At 37.2% G+C, this 21418-nt stretch carries 13 protein-coding genes and 1 other annotated feature; of the genes, 12 read left to right on the top strand and 1 reads right to left on the bottom strand.

Going from position 1 to position 21418, the window contains the following annotated elements:
• The first annotated feature begins 162 nt into the window (after nucleotides 1-162).
• From hemA to ysxE, 8 genes are all read left to right on the top strand, one after another.
• Entirely contained in the window at nucleotides 163-1512 is a 1350-nt protein-coding gene (gene hemA, locus ACTYBU_RS10935; RefSeq protein WP_445489653.1) for a glutamyl-tRNA reductase, read from the top strand.
• A 341-nt stretch (nucleotides 1513-1853) separates the two neighbouring features.
• Nucleotides 1854-2678 (top strand): cytochrome c biogenesis protein, encoded by an 825-nt coding sequence (locus tag ACTYBU_RS10940; protein ID WP_445489655.1) that lies wholly within the window; start codon nucleotides 1854-1856, stop codon nucleotides 2676-2678.
• A gap of 284 nt (nucleotides 2679-2962) precedes the next feature.
• Nucleotides 2963-3901 (top strand): hydroxymethylbilane synthase, encoded by a 939-nt coding sequence (gene hemC, locus ACTYBU_RS10945; protein WP_445489656.1) that lies wholly within the window; start codon nucleotides 2963-2965, stop codon nucleotides 3899-3901.
• Entirely contained in the window at nucleotides 3894-4661 is a 768-nt protein-coding gene (locus ACTYBU_RS10950; protein WP_445489658.1) for a uroporphyrinogen-III synthase, read from the top strand. The genes hemC and ACTYBU_RS10950 overlap by 8 nt, the downstream gene beginning before the upstream one ends.
• Nucleotides 4662-4673: 12 nt before the next feature.
• The gene (gene hemB / locus ACTYBU_RS10955; RefSeq protein WP_445489660.1) at nucleotides 4674-5651 is read left to right on the top strand and encodes a porphobilinogen synthase; all 978 of its coding nucleotides are present in this window, start codon (nucleotides 4674-4676) and stop codon (nucleotides 5649-5651) included.
• 18 nt (nucleotides 5652-5669) lie between these two features.
• Nucleotides 5670-6959 carry a glutamate-1-semialdehyde 2,1-aminomutase gene (gene hemL / locus ACTYBU_RS10960; protein ID WP_445489662.1) on the top strand — a complete coding sequence of 430 codons (1290 nt, stop codon included), beginning with the start codon at nucleotides 5670-5672 and terminating at the stop codon, nucleotides 6957-6959.
• Nucleotides 6960-7278: 319 nt separating this feature from the next.
• Nucleotides 7279-8517 (top strand): stage VI sporulation protein D, encoded by a 1239-nt coding sequence (gene spoVID / locus ACTYBU_RS10965; RefSeq protein ID WP_445489664.1) that lies wholly within the window; start codon nucleotides 7279-7281, stop codon nucleotides 8515-8517.
• Between the two features lie 208 nt (nucleotides 8518-8725).
• The gene (gene ysxE / locus ACTYBU_RS10970; RefSeq protein WP_445489666.1) at nucleotides 8726-9769 is read left to right on the top strand and encodes a spore coat protein YsxE; all 1044 of its coding nucleotides are present in this window, start codon (nucleotides 8726-8728) and stop codon (nucleotides 9767-9769) included.
• A gap of 120 nt (nucleotides 9770-9889) precedes the next feature.
• Here ysxE and ACTYBU_RS10975 read toward each other — a convergent pair whose 3' ends face one another.
• A complete protein-coding gene (locus ACTYBU_RS10975) occupies nucleotides 9890-10081 on the bottom strand; it encodes a hypothetical protein (protein WP_445489667.1) in 192 nt (63 codons plus the stop codon).
• A 418-nt stretch (nucleotides 10082-10499) separates the two neighbouring features.
• Nucleotides 10500-10725 (top strand) — a binding site (T-box leader).
• 72 nt (nucleotides 10726-10797) lie between these two features.
• On the opposite strand from ACTYBU_RS10975, the gene ACTYBU_RS10980 reads away from it, so the two are divergent.
• The 4 genes from ACTYBU_RS10980 to ACTYBU_RS10995 all read left to right on the top strand — a co-directional run bounded on the left by ACTYBU_RS10980 (nucleotide 10798) and on the right by ACTYBU_RS10995 (nucleotide 21230).
• A complete protein-coding gene (locus tag ACTYBU_RS10980; protein ID WP_445489669.1) occupies nucleotides 10798-13446 on the top strand; it encodes a valine--tRNA ligase in 2649 nt (882 codons plus the stop codon).
• Between the two features lie 315 nt (nucleotides 13447-13761).
• The gene (locus tag ACTYBU_RS10985; RefSeq protein ID WP_445489671.1) at nucleotides 13762-15063 is read left to right on the top strand and encodes a bifunctional folylpolyglutamate synthase/dihydrofolate synthase; all 1302 of its coding nucleotides are present in this window, start codon (nucleotides 13762-13764) and stop codon (nucleotides 15061-15063) included.
• A 381-nt stretch (nucleotides 15064-15444) separates the two neighbouring features.
• Entirely contained in the window at nucleotides 15445-17163 is a 1719-nt protein-coding gene (locus ACTYBU_RS10990) for a sensor domain-containing diguanylate cyclase (RefSeq protein ID WP_445489673.1), read from the top strand.
• Nucleotides 17164-17381: 218 nt separating this feature from the next.
• Nucleotides 17382-21230: a vWA domain-containing protein gene (locus ACTYBU_RS10995; RefSeq protein WP_445489675.1), complete on the top strand. Its 3849-nt coding sequence runs from the start codon at nucleotides 17382-17384 to the stop codon at nucleotides 21228-21230.
• The last annotated feature ends 188 nt before the right edge of the window (nucleotides 21231-21418 follow it).

Below are 21418 nucleotides of genomic sequence, written 5' to 3' on the forward strand. Positions count from 1 at the left end.
TGGATTTTTTTGGGGGGCTATATTAGATTTCACAATTTGTTCACAAATAGGAAAGAATTTATTAGCTCATTCGAGATGAAAATCTGTTATAATAAATCCATATTTAGAATTATTATAAATAACTATCTGTTTATTTGAATTGTTAGGGGTGTCAATTAGCTTATGCATATATTGGTTGTTGGACTTAATTATAAAACAGCCCCAGTAGAAATACGCGAGCGTTTAACGTTTGATTCATCCATAATAGGGGAAGCGATGAATCAGTTGCAGCATAAAAAAAGCATACTAGAAAATGTGATTATATCAACTTGCAATAGAACGGAAATATACGCTGTAGTAGACCAGCTGCACACAGGTCGTTATTATGTAAAAGAATTTTTATCTGAATGGTTTGGAATGGAGCAAAACGAATTTGTTCCATATCTATTTGTTTATGAACAAGAAGGTGCAATTAACCATTTATTCCAAGTAGCATGCGGATTAAACTCTATGGTTGTAGGAGAAACGCAAATACTTGGCCAAGTTAGAACTAGCTTTATGGAAGCACAACAAGTTCAATCTGTTGGAACTGTTTTTAATCAACTTATTAAACAAGCCATTACATTAGCGAAAAAAGCTCATACGGAAACAGAAATTGGCGAAAATGCAGTTTCGGTCAGCTATGCAGCTGTGGAGCTGGCAAAAAAGATATTTGGAACAATTGAAAATAAAAATGTTCTTATTTTAGGCGCCGGCAAAATGGGAGAATTGGCTATTCAAAACTTATACAGCAATGGAGCCAAAAACGTAACGGTGATAAATCGCACTTTCGAAAAAGCGCAGGGCTTGGCCGATCGTTTTGATGGACAGGCAAAATCATTAGACGAGCTTCAGTGTGCGTTGATCAATGCTGATATATTAATCAGTTCCACTGGTGCGAATGATTTTGTTATTACGAAAAGCATGATGCAGAATATTGAAAAAGTTCGCAAAGGAATGCCGCTTTTTATGGTGGATATTGCTGTTCCGAGGGATTTAGATCCTGAATTAGCAGAACTCGAAAGTGTATTTCTTTATGACATCGATGATTTAGAAGGAATTGTGGAAGCGAATAGGCAGGAACGACAAAAAGAAGCGGCAAAAGTAGTGCTGATGATTGAAGCAGAAATAGTAGAGTTTAATCAATGGCTGCATTTATTAGGAATTGTTCCAGTTATATCTTCTTTGCGTGATAAAGCACTGTCTATCCAAGCAGAAACAATGAGAAGTTTGGAAAGAAAGCTTCCGCATCTTAGCGATCGAGATAGAAAAGTATTAAATAAACATACGAAAAGCATCATTAACCAAATGTTAAAAGATCCAATTTTACAAGTGAAGGAATTGGCATCAACAGATGATGCGGAAAAGTCGATGGATTTATTTGTGAAAATCTTTCAATTGCAAGATTTGCTTGAAAAACCTCAGCCTGCCAAAAAAGAAAAACAAGTATATCAGAGTGAAGACAAAGTATCGTTTGCACCAACTTCAGGCTGAAGAAAACGTTAGTATTTCGAGGCGTGAAGCTCATGATGAGAAGCGCCGAGCAACAGGAAGCTGGTTAGAACGACGTTGTCACAGTCTCGCAGGATGCGAGTCAATTGACGAAGACATAAGGACGTGGCGAAGCTTAGGTGATTTCCCTTAAATATGTACTTAGTCGTTCATCCTCTGTTACCTAGTAATGAGCAACGAGTAAGGCGAACACCCAAGAAATCGAGCGTGCTTGATAGATGTTTCTTTTTAAGCAAAGTTAGAATCATAAATAATGATTATTTCAGCATGCTATTTTTGTATTTTGATGAAAAGAGTATTGGATTACTAGAGGGGAAACACATATGCAGGATGTATTCATGACAAGACTTCATGAAGTATTGATTATTTTATATGCATTTTCTGTTTTGTTTTATTTTTTTGATTTTATGCATAATAACCAGAAAGCAAACAAAGCAGCTTTCTGGTTACTTTCGTTTGTATGGCTATTGCAAACTTCATTTTTGGCTATCTATATGATGGAAACAGGCAGATTTCCTGTACTTACCATTATGGAAGGATTATATTTTTATACATGGGTGTTGATTTCGTTATCCATTGCCATGAACCGGCTGTTAAAAACGGATTTTTTTGTTTTTTTTACAAATGTATTAGGTTTTATCATAATGGCAATACATACTTTTGCACCTATTCGTGAACAAAGTGATAAGTCGGCTGAACAGGCAGTTTCAGAACTCCTTTTTATTCATATTACCGCTGCTATTGTAGCATATGCAGCATTTTCACTGTCTTTTATTTTCTCTTTGTTATATTGCATTCAATATGATCTTCTTAAAAAGAAGCGCTGGGGCAAAAGGCTGAAAAGAATTTCAGACTTGGCAAGACTTGAATATATTTCCTATATTTTAAATGTTATCAGTGTCCCGCTCCTTTTGATTGCATTAATACTTGGCATTCAATGGGCCATAATTCAAAAACCCTCATTTCCTTGGTATGATCCGAAAATAATTGGCTCCTTTATCGTACTGCTAACATATGGAAGCTACCTGTATTTACGGGTGTCTAATAAATTAAGAGGAAGAAATATAGCCTTATTAAATATTGCAAGTTTTTTAATCGTATTAATTAATTTTTTTTTAATTGGCAATTTTTCCTACTTTCATTTTTAAAAAAAAAGGCTGTTTCTAAAGGTTTGTTGTTTTTGAAATAAGAGAAACATTTTAGAAGTATAGAGCAGCCTGAATACACTTAGTCTCCTGCTTAGAAAAGTGAGCAATGTGAGACTCCGCAGCGAGGTACGGGCTAGGAGTCTCACAGGTCACCCGCGGAAAGTGAAGTGTATACAGGCTGCGGGTTAAATAAACAACAATCTATACGAAAAGAGCCTAAAAAGTCAAGAATGATTTCTTTAAATGAAATGGAAACAAAATGAATCGAATGATGGAGGCGTTTTATGAGAAAAATCGTTGTTGGCTCAAGAAGAAGCAAATTAGCTATTACACAAACAAATTGGGTGATTGAGCAGTTGAAAAAGCTGGATCCGTCATTTGAGTATGAAGTGAAAGAAGTAGTGACAAAAGGCGATGTAATCTTAGATGTAACCCTTTCAAAGGTTGGCGGAAAAGGGTTGTTTGTTAAAGAAATTGAACAATCCATGATGGATAAAAAAATTGATATTGCAGTGCATAGCATGAAAGATATGCCAGCTGTTTTGCCAAGCGGTTTAATTATTGGCTGCATCCCAAAAAGAGAAGACCATCGCGACGCTTTAATCAGCAAAAATCATATTCCTTTAAAGGATTTAAAAGAAGGAGCAATAATTGGCACAAGCAGCTTAAGAAGAGGAGCACAATTATTAGCGGAGCGTCCTGATCTTCAAATTAAATGGATCCGAGGCAATATTGATACCCGCCTGAAAAAACTGGAAACAGAAGAGTATGACGCTATTATTTTAGCTGCTGCCGGATTAGCAAGAATGGGCTGGACAAGTGATGTAGTCACAGAATTTTTAGAACCGGAAGTTTGTCTGCCGGCTGTGGGCCAGGGAGCGCTTGCCATTGAGTGCAGAGAAGATGATAAAGAAGTATTGGAATTATTAAGCAAGCTGTCTAATGAAGAAACAACAAGGACTGTTTTTGCTGAAAGAGCTTTTCTAAATAAAATGGACGGGGGATGCCAAGTTCCGATAGCGGGTTTTGCGACAGTGGAAGACGAGAATGAAGTGGTTTTAACAGCACTTGTCACATCTCCAGATGGAAAAACAGTTTATAAAGAAACCGTTAGTGGAAATAATCCAGTGGAGGTTGGAGAGCTTGCTGCTTCCATCTTAACAAATAAAGGGGCAAAGAAATTAATCGATCAGTTGAAAGAGGAGAATATCATTGATGGCTGATCCGCTTCTCGGAAAAAGGGTTATGATTCCACGTGCAAAAAAACAAGCAGCAGCACTTTCTGAAAAGGTTGCTGCATTAGGCGGCATCGCTGTGGATATTCCGCTTCTAGCATTTAGTGAATGTGCGATTTCTAAAGAAATATCAACAAAGTGCAAAACCAATTACTATGATTGGCTTGTTTTTACAAGCAGCAATGGGGTGAGGGCCTTTTTTCATCAACTAGAAAGATTTGGAAAAACAACACCTAAAATAGCTGTTATTGGAGAAAAAACGACAAAAGCGCTGTTAACATTTGGATATCAACCTGATTTCATTCCAAGTGAGTATGTCGCCGAAATATTTGTGGAAGAATTTCGTCCATTATTGAAAAATAAGGAAAAAGTATTGATTGCAAAAGGAAACTTGGCAAGAGATTACCTTGCTGTCATGCTGAAAAAAAGGCATGCTCTCATAGAAGAGGTTATTGTGTACCATACTTATTTTCCGAAAGAAAGTGAAGAGCAATTGGCAAAAAAGCTCATAGAAAATGAGCTGGATATCCTTTTTTTCACGAGTACATCCACAGTGGATCATTTTATGTCTGTAGTGGAAAAATATAATCTCCGTAGAAAACTAAGTGAATGCACAGTCGTTTCGATTGGTCCTGTTACAAAAGAAAGGTTAGACTATTATAAAATAAAAGTCGATGTAATGCCTAAAGTCTTCACAGTCGACGGCATGCTGGCAGATTTAGTTCACTATTTAACAATAAACAGATAGGGGAGAAAGCAAATGACTTTGGAATTTAAACGTCATCGCAGATTAAGACAATCTACGAACATGAGAGCACTTGTCCGAGAAACATATTTACATACGGATGATTTAATTTATCCAATCTTTGTAGCAGAGGGAAAAAATATTAAACGGGAAATTTCTTCAATGCCGGGAATCTATAATCTTTCATTAGATCGTTTAGGGGAAGAAATGGATGAAGTGCAGGAACTTGGAATAAAATCTGTTCTTCTTTTTGGCATTCCATTGGAAAAAGATCAATGTGGAACTCAAGCTTTTCACAATCATGGGATTGTCCAGGAGGCAATTCGATTTATTAAAAAGAATTATCCAGAAATCGTCATTATTGCAGATACATGTTTATGTGAATACACAAGCCATGGACATTGCGGCATCGTGGAAGAAGGCAAAGTATTAAATGATGAATCATTGGATCTGCTTGTTAAAACAGCGGTAAGTCAGGCAGAAGCAGGTGCAGATATAATTGCACCATCCAATATGATGGATGGTTTTGTTGCAGCAATCCGAAAAGGCTTGGATGAAGCTGGCTATATCGATACACCGATTATGTCTTACGGCGTAAAATATTCTTCTGCTTTCTATGGTCCGTTCCGTGAAGCAGCAGACAGCACGCCGCAGTTTGGCGATCGAAAAGCATATCAAATGGACCCTGCCAACAGATTAGAGGCGTTGAGAGAAGCTGAATCGGATGTAGCGGAAGGAGCAGATTTTCTTATTGTAAAACCAGGATTGCCATATTTGGATATTGTTCGAGATATGAAAAATACGCTGCATCTTCCGATTGTTGTTTATAACGTAAGCGGTGAATACAGCATGGTGAAAGCTGCTGCCCAAAACGGCTGGATTGATGAACAAAGAATCGTGATGGAAATGCTTGTAGGAATGAAACGGGCAGGAGCAGATTTAATTATGACTTATTTTGCAAAAGATGCGGCACGCTGGTTAAAAGAACAATAAGAAATGAGGGGTAGTAATATGCGTTCATATCAAAAGTCAAAGGAAGCATTTAAAGAAGCGGTGCAATTAATGCCTGGAGGAGTAAACAGTCCAGTTCGCGCATTTAAATCGGTAAAAAGAGACCCGGTTTTTATCCAGTCAGGAAAAGGTTCTAAAATCCGTGATTTGGATGGAAATGAATACATTGATTATGTCCTGTCTTGGGGACCGTTGATTTTAGGACATGCAAATGATCAAGTGGTGGAAGAAATTAAAAAGGTAGCAGAGCTCGGCACAAGCTTTGGTGCGCCGACATTAATTGAAAACAAGCTAGCTACTCTTGTAAAAGAAAGGGTTCCATCGATCGAAATTATCCGTATGGTATCATCCGGTACGGAGGCAACGATGAGTGCCATTCGTTTGGCTCGTGGGTATACGGGACGGAATAAAATTATAAAATTTGAAGGCTGCTATCATGGTCATGGTGATTCCTTGCTAATAAAAGCAGGCTCTGGTGTTGCAACATTAGGCTTGCCGGACAGCCCAGGTGTTCCAGAAGGAGTAGCTGCAAATACCATTACGGTTGCGTACAATGATTTCGAAAGCATCCGCTATGCTTTCGAAAGATTTGGTGAAGATATCGCTGGAATTATTGTGGAGCCAGTTGCAGGGAATATGGGAGTTGTCCCGCCAAAGCCGGGCTTCTTGCAGGGACTTCGTGATATTACGACACAATATGGTGCCTTGCTTATATTTGATGAAGTAATGACAGGATTCCGAGTTGATTATGGCTGTGCCCAAGGCTACTTTGGCATTACACCTGATTTAACATGTTTAGGGAAAGTAATCGGCGGAGGACTTCCGGTTGGAGCATATGGCGGAAAAGCAGAAATTATGAATCAAATTGCGCCAAGCGGTCCAATTTATCAAGCAGGGACGCTTTCCGGCAATCCATTGGCAATGACAGCAGGCTATGAAACATTATCCCAGCTGTCAAAAGAAACGTATACCGAATTTGTTCAAAAAGCAGATAAGCTGGAAGCAGGTTTGTATGAAGCGGCTAAAAAATACGATATACCTTTTACAATTAATCGTGCTGGCTCTATGATTGGGTTCTTTTTCACCAAAGAAGATGTTAAAGATTATGAGAGTGCGAAAACATCCAATTTAGATTATTTCGCAGACTTTTATAATGTGATGCTGGAACAAGGAGTATTCCTTCCGCCAAGCCAATTTGAAGGAATGTTTTTATCCACAACACTAACGGATGAAGATATTGAAAAAACAATTGCAGCTACAGAAAAAGCATTTTCACAGCTGAAAAAATAAGAGGGGAATTTTCCCTCTTATTTTTTTTGGCTTCACTGAAAAGAGTGGTGTTCTTATAATTAGTTCGCAGCCAGCATACACTTCGCTTTCCACGGGTCCGGCGCCGAACTTCCTCGGAGCACGGCTCCTTGCGGGGTCTCGCCTGTCCCGCTAATCCCGTAGGAGTCTTCGTGTATTCCGGCTGCGGACCTTCTTTTCAGGATAGTTTCTTCAGAAATCCACTAATTAGAAGAAGATTCTAATCATAATTCAAACATTCCTCTCATAAATTGTAATTGACATAGTGATTAACGTGAAAGGAATGAAAGGAGGAGTCGCTTTGTCTCAAGAAAATTCGTCTACTTTACGGTTTTCATTGGAAGAGTCAGTCTGGTTTCAAAGAGGACAGGAAGTAGCTGATCTGCTTTCCATTTCCCTTGACCCAAATATAACGATCCAAGAAAACGATCAGTATATTACCATTCAAGGTTCATTAGAATTAACAGGGGAATACACACGTTCTCCAGATAATCACTGGGGGGAAGAAGAGGTTTTTCATGCTCCTAAATTAATTCATTCTGTAATGGAAAGAGAAGAGGGAATATGTGAATTTTTACACCATTTTCCTGTAGATATAACGATTCCTATCGCAAGAATTGCTAGTTTAGATGATATTGAAGTTGAAATTGAATCCTTTGATTATGTTTTTCCGGAAGAAAGCTGCTTAAATTTAACAGCTGATTTATCTATTGCGGGGTTAACAAATGAAGAACAGTCAGATGGGAACAAACAGGAATTGGAAGAGGAAGCAATCGAGCTCGTTTATAAGGAGCAAGAAATAGAGGAACCAGAAGAGCTGGAATTTGCTTTTAGAGGGCAGGAAGACACAGATGTGTTTGAAGAGAATTTTTATGAAGAAAAGCCTGTTGAACTTATGGTAAGTCCTTTTCAAACAATAAGTCCACTTTTAGAAGAAGAGCGTTCTTCTGACGAAGATACAGAAGATGTAGCTGATTTATACAAACCATTTGAAGCAGAAGCAAAAAAATCTGCTGCAATCGAGGATGAGATGGAGAGCAAGGTTGTTCCATTCTTTTCCGAGTCTCAACAGGATGAGGAAGCGATTCCGATATACAAAGTGAATGCTGAGGATCGGGATATGAAAGTGGCTCTATTTCGAAATGAAAAAGAAGAGGTATATTCAGCAGAAGATGTTTATCAGAAGCCGCCCCAGGAATCTTCTGAATTAACAGTAGAAGATGTCTCATATGAACAAGAGGAGGAAGAGGAGGAATCATCAGAATCATCCTCCAACAATCAAAAAGGTGCAAAAAAGAAAAAAGGTATTTTTAATAAAACAAAATCACTCACCTTTACAGAGTTTTTTGCAAGAAAAGAGGAAGAAACCCATACAAAAATAAAGATTTGCATTGTTCAACACGGAGAAACGCTTGAAAAATTAAGTGAACGCTACAATATACAGGTGCACAGTATTTTAAAAGAAAATAGAATGGAAGCTAATCAGGATATTTATGAAGGGCAGGTGCTGTATATCCCTGTTAAATATGCAGAAAAATAAGACCGTTTAACATCAGTTTGCTATTGCTAAAAAATAAAGGAGAGTGCACAACATACTGCCCGTAAAAGCCTGACCGCCTCGACTGGCCATCATGGGAATGAACATCCCCCTGATGGAAGGCTCGCCTTATCACACAAAATGACCCTCTAGTCTGTACGGTGATGAGGAAGGGCGCTTGCGCTTTTATTAATAGAAAGAGTGGGAGCGTATGAGTGAGAAAAATACGATAAAAAAATATACACCCATTTTAAAGTCTTACGCAGTAGAACCACACTTTGTGGAAGAATTTGGTTCGCTTGCAAAAATCTATTGTAATAAAGGCACCTTTGCTCTAAAGGAAATTGATCCACATAAAGGATCTGACTTTATCAGGTATGTCAGAACATTGTACCAAAAAGGATATAATCGGATTGTTCCTATTTTTCCAACGGTTGATGGAAGATATGCCATTCTTTCTGAGCAAAAACTATATTATTTAATGCCATGGCTGCCAAATGAGGATCGAGAGAATTATTTTAAAAAACATCAGCAAATGTTTCGAGAGCTGGCAAGGCTTCACCTATTATCTTCTAAGGAAGTAACAATTGAAAAAGAAGATAGGCAGGAGCATTATGAAAATACTTTATTAGAGCTGGAGAAGGAACAGGAATTTTTGGACGGATTTATCGAGCAGTGCGAAAATACAGAATATATGTCCCCATTTGAACTTATGTTTTGTACGTATTATCATGATATTCGCCAAGCTTTAAAATACTCAGAGAATAAGTTAAAAGATTGGTATGAGCAAACAAAAGAGGAGGAAAAGGCAAGGGTATCGATTATCCATGGCAAAATATCTCCAGAGCATTTCCTTTATGACGAAAGAGGATATGGCTATTTCGCTAATTTTGAGAATGCAAAATATGGGCCTCCCAGCCATGATTTGCTGCCATTTTTAGCCCGTTCTTTAAAAACAACCCCAAAACAAAATGAAGACTGCATCGATTGGCTATATACGTATTTTAATTATTATCCACTTCGATCGGATGAAATGTTATTGTTTTTAAGCTACTTAGCGCATCCAGGTCCTGTAATGAAAATATGTGAGCGTTACATGAAAGAGGATTTTATTAGCAATGAACGAAAATATACACAGAAATTATTGAAGAATTATTGGCTGTTAAAAAACACGGAATATATTGTCATGCGAGTGGAAGAAATTGAAAAGCAAAAAAAAGCGCAGCAGGAGGCGCAGAAAGAGACCCAGGATTAATAAACTTGGGTCTTTTTTTATTGCTTTTTTTGATATTCTCTTAAAAATCTTTCTTCATTAACAGGCAGCCAATTTTTTGTGTTATTGTGAAAAACCCAAGTGGCTTATGAAACTTGGGTTTTAAATGATATCTAAGTATATGGATAATGCAAGTACAATAAGCAGAGAAAGAAATAATACATCAAATGTAGTGGGCAAAAGCATGGTTCGTATTCCTTGAAAAATGCAGAATGGGATAATAAATTTTGAGCACGCATTTCGAACCGTTCTTAACCATGGCGGCAAATTATAAGGGTTAAATTTTCTTTTCAAACGAATCATACCTCCTTTTTAGCCTTTACACATAGTATATGTTTGGTAAACCCAGAAAGTACCCCCCAAGATTTTTTTGCTGCAAATAAGTCCCCTTTAATATGAACAGCCATATACTGTTTATCCCACACTTAACGGGCAGAAAGACCCCCACCTCGGGGATGCTGAGAAATAGGTGGGGGATAACTGCCCGTAAAGGTCCGATGGAGGTACACAAACTAAGGTCGCCACTTCCTGTGGCAACGTTTGTGTGATCCACATCCTGTGGACCGCAACTAACCATCAGTGGGGATGAAGAAAACCACCACTGATGGAAAGGTTCACTTTATAAAAAAACTTGAATAATTTATAAAAATAACGGGTATCCTTATTGACGAAAATCACTTTTTTTCGGTAGTATATCATATATACATAATTGAAAATGGCGATGACAGGGAGTAGTACAATGGTAAGTTGTTTTGCAGAGAGGAAATCAATTGCTGAGAGGTTTCCATTCAACCCATTGGAAGTAGCCCTAGAGCTTCTTTTGCGAACGGCAGTCCTTATTAGTAAGAGACGGAGAGAATCCGATATCATCTTTAAGAGCCAATGATTTTTATTGGAAAAAAGGTGGTACCGCGAACAAAACTCCATTCGTCCTTTTATGACGAGTGGAGTTTTTTTATTTGCAAAAAAATCCTTTTCAAATAAAAGAATAGATGGTAGGAGGAAAAAGAATGGAAACGAATGAAATTTCAATGCCGACAAAATACGACCCGAAGGAAATAGAAAAAGGCCGCTACGACTGGTGGGTAAACGGCAAGTTTTTTGAAGCAAAACCAGATGAAGGGAAAGAGCCTTATACAATTGTTATTCCCCCTCCTAATGTTACAGGGAAGCTCCATTTAGGGCACGCATGGGATACTACTTTGCAAGATATTCTGACGAGAATGAAACGGATGCAAGGATACGATGTATTATGGCTTCCTGGCATGGATCATGCTGGAATTGCAACGCAAGCGAAGGTGGAAGAAAAGCTTCGCAGCCAAAACATCAGCAGATATGATTTAGGAAGAGAAAAATTCGTAGAGGAAACATGGAAATGGAAAGAAGAATATGCAAGCCATATTCGTGAACAGTGGGCGAAATTAGGTTTAGGATTAGATTATAGCAGAGAGCGTTTTACATTGGATGAAGGCTTATCAAAAGCAGTTCGCGAAGTATTTGTTTCTTTATACAAAAAGGGCTTAATCTATCGCGGTGAATATATTATCAACTGGGATCCAGCTACAAAAACAGCTTTGTCTGATATTGAGGTTATATATAAAGATGTACAAGGTGCTTTCTATCATATGAAGTATCCTTTGGCAGACGGATCTGGCTATATAGAAGTGGCAACAACCCGCCCAGAAACGATGCTTGGTGATTCAGGGGTTGCAGTACATCCTAAAGATGAGCGCTATCAGCATTTAATTGGCAAAAAAGTTATTTTACCGATTGTAGGAAGAGAAATTCCAATTGTTGCCGATGATTATGTTGAAATGGACTTTGGCTCAGGCGCAGTAAAAATGACCCCTGCACATGATCCAAACGACTTTGAAGTAGGCAACCGTCATAATCTTGAGCGCATTCTTGTTATGAATGAAGATGGAACAATGAACGAACGCGCAGGCAAATATGAAGGCATGGATCGTTTTGAATGCCGCAAACAAATTGTGAAAGATCTACAAGAAGCAGGTGTATTATTTAAAATCGAAGAACATATGCACTCTGTTGGACACTCAGAAAGAAGCGGCGCTGTTGTTGAACCATATCTTTCCACACAATGGTTTGTAAAAATGCAGCCACTTGCGGACGCTGCTGTTGCACTTCAATCAAAAGAAGAAAAAGTCAACTTTGTACCAGAGCGATTTGAAAATACGTATTTGCGCTGGATGGAAAATATCCGTGACTGGTGCATCTCTCGTCAGCTTTGGTGGGGTCATCGAATTCCTGCATGGTATCATAAAGAAACAGGAGAAGTATATGTTAACAAGGAAGCACCAGAGGATATTGAAAACTGGGAACAGGATACAGACGTATTGGATACATGGTTCAGTTCCGCACTTTGGCCGTTTTCCACAATGAGCTGGCCAGATGCAGAAGCAGAAGATTTCAAACGCTATTATCCAACAGCTGCACTAGTAACTGGATATGATATTATCTTTTTCTGGGTATCCCGCATGATTTTCCAAGGAATTGAATTTACGGAAGAACGACCATTCAAAGATGTGTTAATCCATGGGCTGGTTCGGGATGAGCAAGGACGCAAAATGAGTAAATCATTAGGAAACGGCGTTGATCCAATGGATGTTATCGCTCAATATGGGGCGGATTCTCTTCGCTTCTTCTTATCAACAGGCAGTTCTCCTGGACAAGATTTGCGCTTCAGCATGGAGAAAGTAGAGTCCACTTGGAACTTTGCCAATAAAATCTGGAATGCATCCCGATTTGCATTAATGAATATGAACGGCTTAAAATACGAAGAAATTGATTTATCTGGAGAAAAATCAGTTGCCGATAAATGGATTTTAACAAGATTAAATGAAACGATCGAAACAGTGACAAGACTTTCCGACCGCTATGAGTTTGGGGAAGTGGGCCGTGTGCTTTACAACTTCATATGGGATGATTTCTGCGACTGGTATATTGAAATGGCGAAGCTTCCTTTATATGGGGAAGACGAAGCAGCGAAACTTACGACACGTTCGATCCTTGCTTATGTATTAGATAACACCATGCGTTTATTGCATCCATTTATGCCATTTATTACAGAAGAAATCTGGCAAAACCTTCCGCATGCTGGAGAAACGATTACGGAAGCAAAATGGCCAGAAGTAAATTCTGATTGGACAGATGAAAAAGCAGCAAACGATATGAAGCTCCTAGTAGAAATCATTCGTTCTGTACGGAACAGCCGTGCAGAAGTAAATACACCAATGAGCAAAAAAATCAGCATTCTCTTAAAAACCAAAGATGCCGAGGTTCAAAAAACATTGGTAGAAAATAAAGCGTATATTGAACGTTTCTGTAACCCTGAAACGTTGGAAATTGCAACAGAACTACCAATTCCAGATAAAGCGATGACTTCCGTTGTGACAGGTGCAGAGATTATTCTGCCGTTAGAAGGATTAATTAATATGGAAGAAGAAATTGCACGTCTTTCCAAAGAATTGGATAAATGGAATAAAGAAGTAGAACGTGTTCAAAAGAAATTAAGCAACGAAGGTTTTGTGAAAAAAGCTCCTGAAAAAGTAATCAACGAAGAAAAAGCAAAAGAACAAGATTACTTAGAAAAAAGAGCAACGGTGGAAGCGCGCATTAAAGAATTAAAGGGCGAAGCTTAAGATAAGCTTCTAAGAAAAGCGCAAGCGCCCTTGCTCATCGAAAGAAAAAGGTGAGGTCCACAGGATGTGGCGTTCTTAATTTGCGTATCTTAAGTGAGATAAAGGAAGCACGAAGAACGTAGTGATTCGATGTTGACTACGCAAACGAGGTGAGGGAAGCGTTGAAGTCGATAGGATGCTTGCGCTAGACACTTGTCAGACTGCAGAAAACTTATACTTTCTTACTCTTTAAAAAAAGGCGAATCCGATTAAGGATTCGTCTTCGATTATGAAAAGGATAACAAAGAGCCAAAAAATAAAAAGCAGGTGAATTAGATGTTCCAAACATATGAGGAAGCATTAAATTGGATCCATTCTCGATTACGATTAGGAATAAAGCCCGGATTAACAAGAATGAACATGATGATGGAAAAGTTGAATTTTCCAGAAAAACTAATAAAAACAGTTCATATTGGCGGAACAAATGGAAAAGGGTCGACGGTCACTTATTTACGCTGTATTTTAGAAAGTGCAGGTCTAAATGTCGGCACATTTACCTCTCCGTATATTGAGCAGTTTAATGAAAGAATCAGTGTAAATGGCATTCCAATTAGTGACACAGAAATAAAAGATTTGGCAAATAAGCTGTACCCGATAGTAGAAGAAATGGATCAGACAGAAATGGGAGGTCCGACAGAGTTTGAAATAATCACAGCTATGTCTTTGTATTATTTTGCTTATGTGAATAAAGTGGATCTTGTTATTTATGAAGTTGGGTTAGGAGGACGTTTTGATTCTACCAATATAATATCGCCGCTATTGTCGATCATTACAAGCATCGGCTTAGATCATACCGCTATTTTAGGTAATACTTATGCAGAAATTGCTTTTGAAAAAGCAGGGATTATTAAAAAAGATACCCCTGTCATTACTGGGGTGAAACAGCGTGAAGCGGAAGAAGTTATCTTAAAAAAAGCAGCAGAGGAAAATGCTGCAGTTTATTTACTATCGAAACATTTTATGATTGAAAACCATCAATCCATTCTTAAAGGAGAAAGTTTTACGTTTAAAACTGCAGCAGAAAAAAAGGAAGATATGCATATTAGCATGATGGGAGTCCATCAAACAGAAAATGCTTCTTTAGCAATAATGGCAGCTATTTTATTAAAAAAGGAGTATCCACAACTAAAGGAAGAAATGATCCGTACAGGTCTTGTTCAGGCAAAATGGCCAGGAAGGTTCGAAATAATTGCTGAAAATCCACTTATTGTTTTGGATGGCGCTCATAATGAAGAAGGGGTGCAAGCTTTAACAGAGGAGCTGACAAAAAGGTTTTCGACGCGAAAAAAGACAGTACTGTTTGCTGCACTTTCTGATAAAAAAACAGATAAAATGATTCAAAAACTGGACCATATTGCAAATAAAATAGTATTTGTTTCTTTTGATTATCCGCGAGCTGCTTCTTGTTATGATCTTTATAAAGAAAGCACACATCCATCCAAATCATATAAAGAAGATTGGATGAAGGCCATAGAAGAGCAAGTAGAAATGATCAAAGAGGAAGAAATGCTGGTTATTACTGGTTCCCTTTACTTTTTATCTGAAGTGAAAGCATATTGGAAGCAAAAAAATAAATAATTTTGCTTGTATGGATAAGGAGACGGAGCTACCTTCGAATACATGTGATTGGTGTTTTGTTTTCTTTGTATTAAGAATGGAGTGGCTCCGTTTTTTATTAGATCTGCCTCTGCGGGAATTTCCATTTTAGTTAATGGGGACAAGGCTGCCTGGGAGTTTTGAATGAATAGGAAAATGTTTCAAGTAATTAATATATAGAAAAAACAATCAATAGATTAACAGAATTTCCTGAATAATAAAAAAAAGATAGATTATTAGTAGGGAAAGGGTTAGTATAATGATAATAGGTTAAAAGCATTAGGATTAGCGTTATTACTTTCAATATAAGGGAAGTGATACCTTTTCCGAAAAACTATTATGGGATATTAATGCGGAGATTAGGTGAAGCATTTGGTTAAATCATCTATTAAAAAAGCAATTTGGATTACTTGGATTATACTTATTCCTGCTGGGCTTGGCTTTATCTATCAATATTTTCCGCCTATCCAAGCAGGTCATAATTGGCATGTAGCAGCTTTCTTGCTCTTTTTGTCGATTGTTGCGTCCATGCCAATGATTATAAACGGACGTCCTGTTTTCTTTCTGCAATGGGCAACTCTCTCTGTTTTTTTAATCTTTGGCTTATTTATTGAAACAGTGCTTGTTCAGATTGCATTAATCGCTTTATTGATGCAAATAAAATTGGATAAAAAAAGTTTATTTCGTTTTCCATTGAATTCGATTATGTTTTTTCTTGTTTCCTTGTGCAGCGGGCTTATTTATTACAGTTTAGGCGGCAAACATGCAGCAGATATTTTATTAGATATGAAGTCCTTTTCATTAGTCATTCTTTACCCGTTTTCTTATTTTGTTTTAAATGCTTTTTTTATTTATATAATTGGCCGTTTTGTGTATCAAAGTAAGGATAAATTCTTGACAGTTGATTTAGTGTGGGAATTTATTACGACGGTCATTACATATCCAGTTGGAATTGCCCTCTATATTATGTATGAAGACATAGGTTTAATGGCGCTTATCCTAATTGGCATTCCTTTTATCTCTCTTTCTGTTATTTTACGATTGTATCATTCGAGTGAAACAGTAAATGATTATTTGAAACAAATTGCTGAAATTGGCCATCAATTATCACAAAATCTATATGCCAAAGAAGTTATTGATTTTTTTACATTAAAATTATATGAACTGCTGAAAGTTGATTTTGTTTTTATTCATGAAGTGAATAGCAATAATGCATTAGAATTGATTGCAAGATTTGAGCACAATCAGCATATGCCTTTATTTACAAGCATCCTTAAGGAACAAGAGGGGATAAGCGGCAAAGTATTAGCTTCTAAGGAAACTGTTATTTATCATAAGAAAAAGGACTGGCAATCTAGTAATAAGGGCTATATGCCAGCCGAAATAGAAAGTGTTTTATGTATGCCATTGGAAAAAAACAGCCAGGTTATCGGGATTTTATTATTAGGAAGCAAAAAAAAGCGGGCATTTGCTCATACAAAATTAATGATTCTGGATCTGCTTTGCACTCAATTCGCCGTAGCTTTTGAAAACGCAAAATATTTCGAAAAAACGAAAGAATACAGTGAGCGCTGTGCATTGACCGGGCTCTATAATTATCGATATTTTGATCAAATTTTAACAGAGAAGTTTAAGGAACTAAAGAATCAGCATATAACTAATTTGGGCTTAATTATGCTGGATATTGATCATTTTAAATCAGTAAACGATACATATGGCCATCAAGCAGGGAATGAGATATTAATGGAGTTTGCCGTGCGGATTCAGAAATTAATCGGAGAGCATGGAATGGTGGCAAGATATGGTGGTGAAGAATTTGTTGTTTTACTAACAAATACAGCAGCAAAAGAAGCCCTTGATTTAGCGGAGTTTATTCGAAAAATGATAGAAACAAGACCGTTTATGATTAAAAAAAATATGAATAATTTGCAAAGCAAGATTAATATAACAGCATCATTAGGTCTTGCTATTGCTCCTCAGGATGCGGATGAACCATTAGCATTAATAAGACATGCAGATAGAGCACTTTATGTAGGCGCTAAAAGAGAAGGACGAAATCGAGTGGCATGTTATATGAGATAAGTAAAAAAATATTGTAAACTGTTGGAACTTCACTAAAGGAAGTTCTTATTTTTTTGCCTATCTTGTAGGAAGTCTATTGACCTATACAAACAGCCGTTTATTAGATGGATAATAGAAAAGAAAAAACTATCTTAGTAAAAAAGTACTTGATATAATGTAGGTAGAAAAAGAACGGAGAAAATTCATAGGTAAATAGTTATGAAATTGGAGTGAAACCTTTGAGGAGAATACATATTTATAGTAAATATATTGTGTTTTTTATAGCAGCTATATTGATTGTTCCAACATTTACTAGTTCAGCAGCAACTGCTACAGGCGTTAATTTTTCGGTAGCACCTTCACAAAGTATTATTGTAAAGCCGAATGGAAGCGATGCACAGGGAGGTTTAGATATTCGCTTAACACCAGAAGGAAAAGCAACAAATGCCAATCGTACTCCAATTGATGTGGTTTTTGTTTTTGATAAATCTGGGTCAATGAATGGAGAGGGAAAAGATGATGGGAAATTACCCAGTGCAAAAAATGCCATGGCAGAAGCAGTGAATTATTTTAGCGCTGATCCCAACAAAAGTGATCGATTTGCCTTTATTCCTTTTGCAAATCATGTGGAAACAGAGAATATAGTCCCTTTTCCTAAGGAAGAAACCCCAACAGTCAGTACAGTTCAAAAGAATTTGAAGCTTATTAATTCAACGATACAAGGAATAAAGGCCAATGAATCAACAAATTATACGGAATCGTTTCAAGAAGCAGCTAGTATGTTAACAAGCAGCAATAATAATTCCCAAAAATACATCATTCTTTTAACAGATGGCCAGTCAAATGTTGCTGTTCATAATGGACAATCAACTGAAACAGAACTGAAGCCTGAATTTCAAAAAGAAGTAGATAAGCTTGCTGCTAACAATATTAAGCTTTATTCCGTCTATTTTGGCAACAAGAATGATGTCGATATGGGGTATTTGCAGAAGATGTCCGAAACAACAGGTGCAACTGCACAGCAAGCTTCTACTGATGCAATTCCCAAAATATTAGAAGATATTTTGCAAAAGATGGCGACGTCAACAATTTCGGCTACAGTAAAAATAAATATTTCTGATTTTGGCGATAAAGTGAAGCTCGCTGAGGGGGCCGATGCGACGTTAGACAGTTCTGGAAATATTATTATCAAAAAGGATCTATTATTTCCAATTAACCAAGATATGCCTGGATCAATTGACGTGTCTCTTCCACTCTTATTCAGCAGTAAGGGAACATACAATTTCGATCAAATTACGTTGCAGTACCGCAACCTTGATGGAGTAATGCAAGAAAAAACAACTCAAACATCGATAACGGTTGAAGAGGATGCAACAGCAACTGCTCCCCATATTGACTTCACCGTAACGCCTTCGCAAAATGTCATTGTGAAACCAAGTGGAAGCGATGCGCAGGGAAGTTTAGATATTCGCTTAACACCAAAAGGAAAAGCAACAAATGCCAATCGTGCTCCAATTGATGTAGCCTTTGTTTTTGATAAATCGGGATCGATGGATGAATTAGGGAAAGATCCAGGGAAATTCCTTAGTGCAAAACATGCCTTAGCAGAAGCTGTAAATTATTTTAGTGCAGATCCAAATAAATTGGACCGTTTTGCTTTTATTCCGTTTTCGGATGATGTCGAATCAGATAGTATGATTGGTTTCCCTGTAGAAGCTACACCGCCAATTGGAACAGTACAAACAAATTTGAAAAACATTAATTTAAAGGCACAAGGATTATATGCTAATGGATTTACAAACTACACACAATCTTTTCAAAGAGCAGCAAGTATATTAACGAGTAGCAATACGAATTCCAAAAAATATATTTTTTTCTTAACAGATGGTCAGCCGACTGTTTCAAGTGCGAATGAGAAAATAGGTAATAATTATAAAAATGTTACCTATATAAACTATATTAATTACTATGGTGTTAAAAAATATAATAATGAAATAAAATATATTTCTGTAAATGATGCAGTAGCAAACATCAAATCCCATATTCAAACAGAAGTGAATAATCTTGCGGATAATAACATTAAGCTTTATTCCATAGGCTTCGGCAGCAAAAATGATGTTGATATGGGATATTTACAGAAGATGTCCGAAATAACAGGCGTAACAGCACAACAGGCTTCAACGGATACAATTGCGAAAATATTTGAAGATATCTCGCAGAAAATTGCTACCCCAGCGATTACGGCAACTGTAAAAATTAATATTTCCAAATTTGGAGGTAAAGTGAAGCTTGCAGATGGAGCGAATGCGACGACAGACAGCATAGGTAATATTATGGTGAAAAAAGATATTTTATTTCCAATCAACCAAGATTCAACCGGTACGATTGATGTATCGCTGCCGCTGACATTCAATAGCACAGGCACGTATGATTTTGATAATATCACCTTGCAATATCGTGATCTTGACGGCGTATTGCAGGAAAAAACAGCAAGCACAACAATAACTGTGAAAGACGATGCACCTGCAAGCTTTAACAATAGCATGACATTGGAAAAAGAAGTAAATGAGTTGAATAACTTAGTTAAAACGAGCAACTCAACAGACAAAACGAATTATTTTAATGTGAATTATGCATTAAAACCTACCAATTTAGTGAGTAATACGGTTAGTGGACAGCTGAAAAACTTAGTGATTGAACAGCCGATTCCAGACGGTGTATCCATTATTCAGAGTACAAATGTGGTGGAGCAGATTAAAGACGGAAAACGCTATGCGGTTATTACTTTAGCAAATAATATCATAAATTATTCAAATGGAAGCTTCTCTCCAGCTGAAGTAACAGCAAGTATAAAATGTAAAGTCGATTATGCTGTATATAATTTAACAATGCCAAAAGCGAACTTGAAATTTACAGATACACGATTCAGTGGAAGCAATGAAACAAGCATACCGGCATCCTCACAAGCAATAAACATGAAGGTGCTGTTAAAAGAGAAGAACATTAATAAATACGAAGGCGACGCAGCAGGCATTATCGAAAAAAGAGATATTGCAACAAATAATAAGCTTGTCCAAACAGAGATGCCGAATGATTATAATTTAGCGAATAAAGCAATTAAGGATATGGAATATAAATCTGGCTCAAATAATCAAGTTATAGAAATAACTTATTATGATGATAGTAAAGCATACTTATATTTAGTGCCTGATTATGATTTAATAGGGAAATTCACAGGAAACAAGTATAATAGTGGGGATACAACTACTGAATCGATTGATATGAAACTATCAAATAAAGTGGCTGGCAGCGATGTAAAGTATTACTATCAAATAAAAAACGGCAATCAAACCGGCAATTGGACCGAGTTTGCTCCAACTGATGTTATCTCAATAATGAAAACTGGATTGAACGAGATCAAAGTAAAAGCGGTCGGCGGTTTTGCTAATAATGTGGAGGTTCCAAAAAACATTACGATTCAAAAGATCGTTCAATCGATTACGGTACAGCCGAATCCTATTAATTTAACAGTCGGCAGCACAGGAAACTTTACGGTAACAGTTGAGCCAACTGATGCTACAAATAATAAACTCGATATATCTATTGCAGATCCAACTATTGCTAGTATTGTTCCTGAACAGAATACACTTGCTGCCAATAAAGCAGGAACGACAGAGTTAATCGTTCGATCTACAGAAGGTTCAAACTTGGAAGTTAGAGTTCATGTAACGGTCATTGATCCTTATATTGCGCTGGAGAAAATAAAATTCAGCAAACCAGTTTACGAAATCACACAAAGTGATGACACCATTACTAATTATATAGCTGTAAAAGATTTATTAACTTTTATCCCATCAAACGCGACAGAAAAGGATTTGGAAAATGTGATTTCCAATATGCCGAATAGAATAGAAGTGGTGAAAATTGACGGTGAATATTACTTAAAAGGGAAAGAACTTGGATTTGCTACTGTGACAGCCACCTCAGAGAAACAGAAAAATGGCAGCCTGCCAAAAGATTCTACTTTATTTGAAGTGGTCAAAAGAAGCAGTGGATCGGCTGGAAATGATGGAGACGGGCGCTGGTAATAAAAAGAGCAGAAGTATTAAGTATTAGTTAAATAAAAAAGGTGAATGTTCTTTAGATGGACATTCACCTTTTGGTGTTGTTTTTATCCCACGCTTAACGGGCTGTAAGACCCCCACCTCGGGGATGCCGAGAAATCGAGGAAGATAGGTGGGGGATAACAGCCAATGTCATCAAGCTAAACTTCAAA

The organism is Niallia sp. 03133 (genome assembly GCF_052663225.1).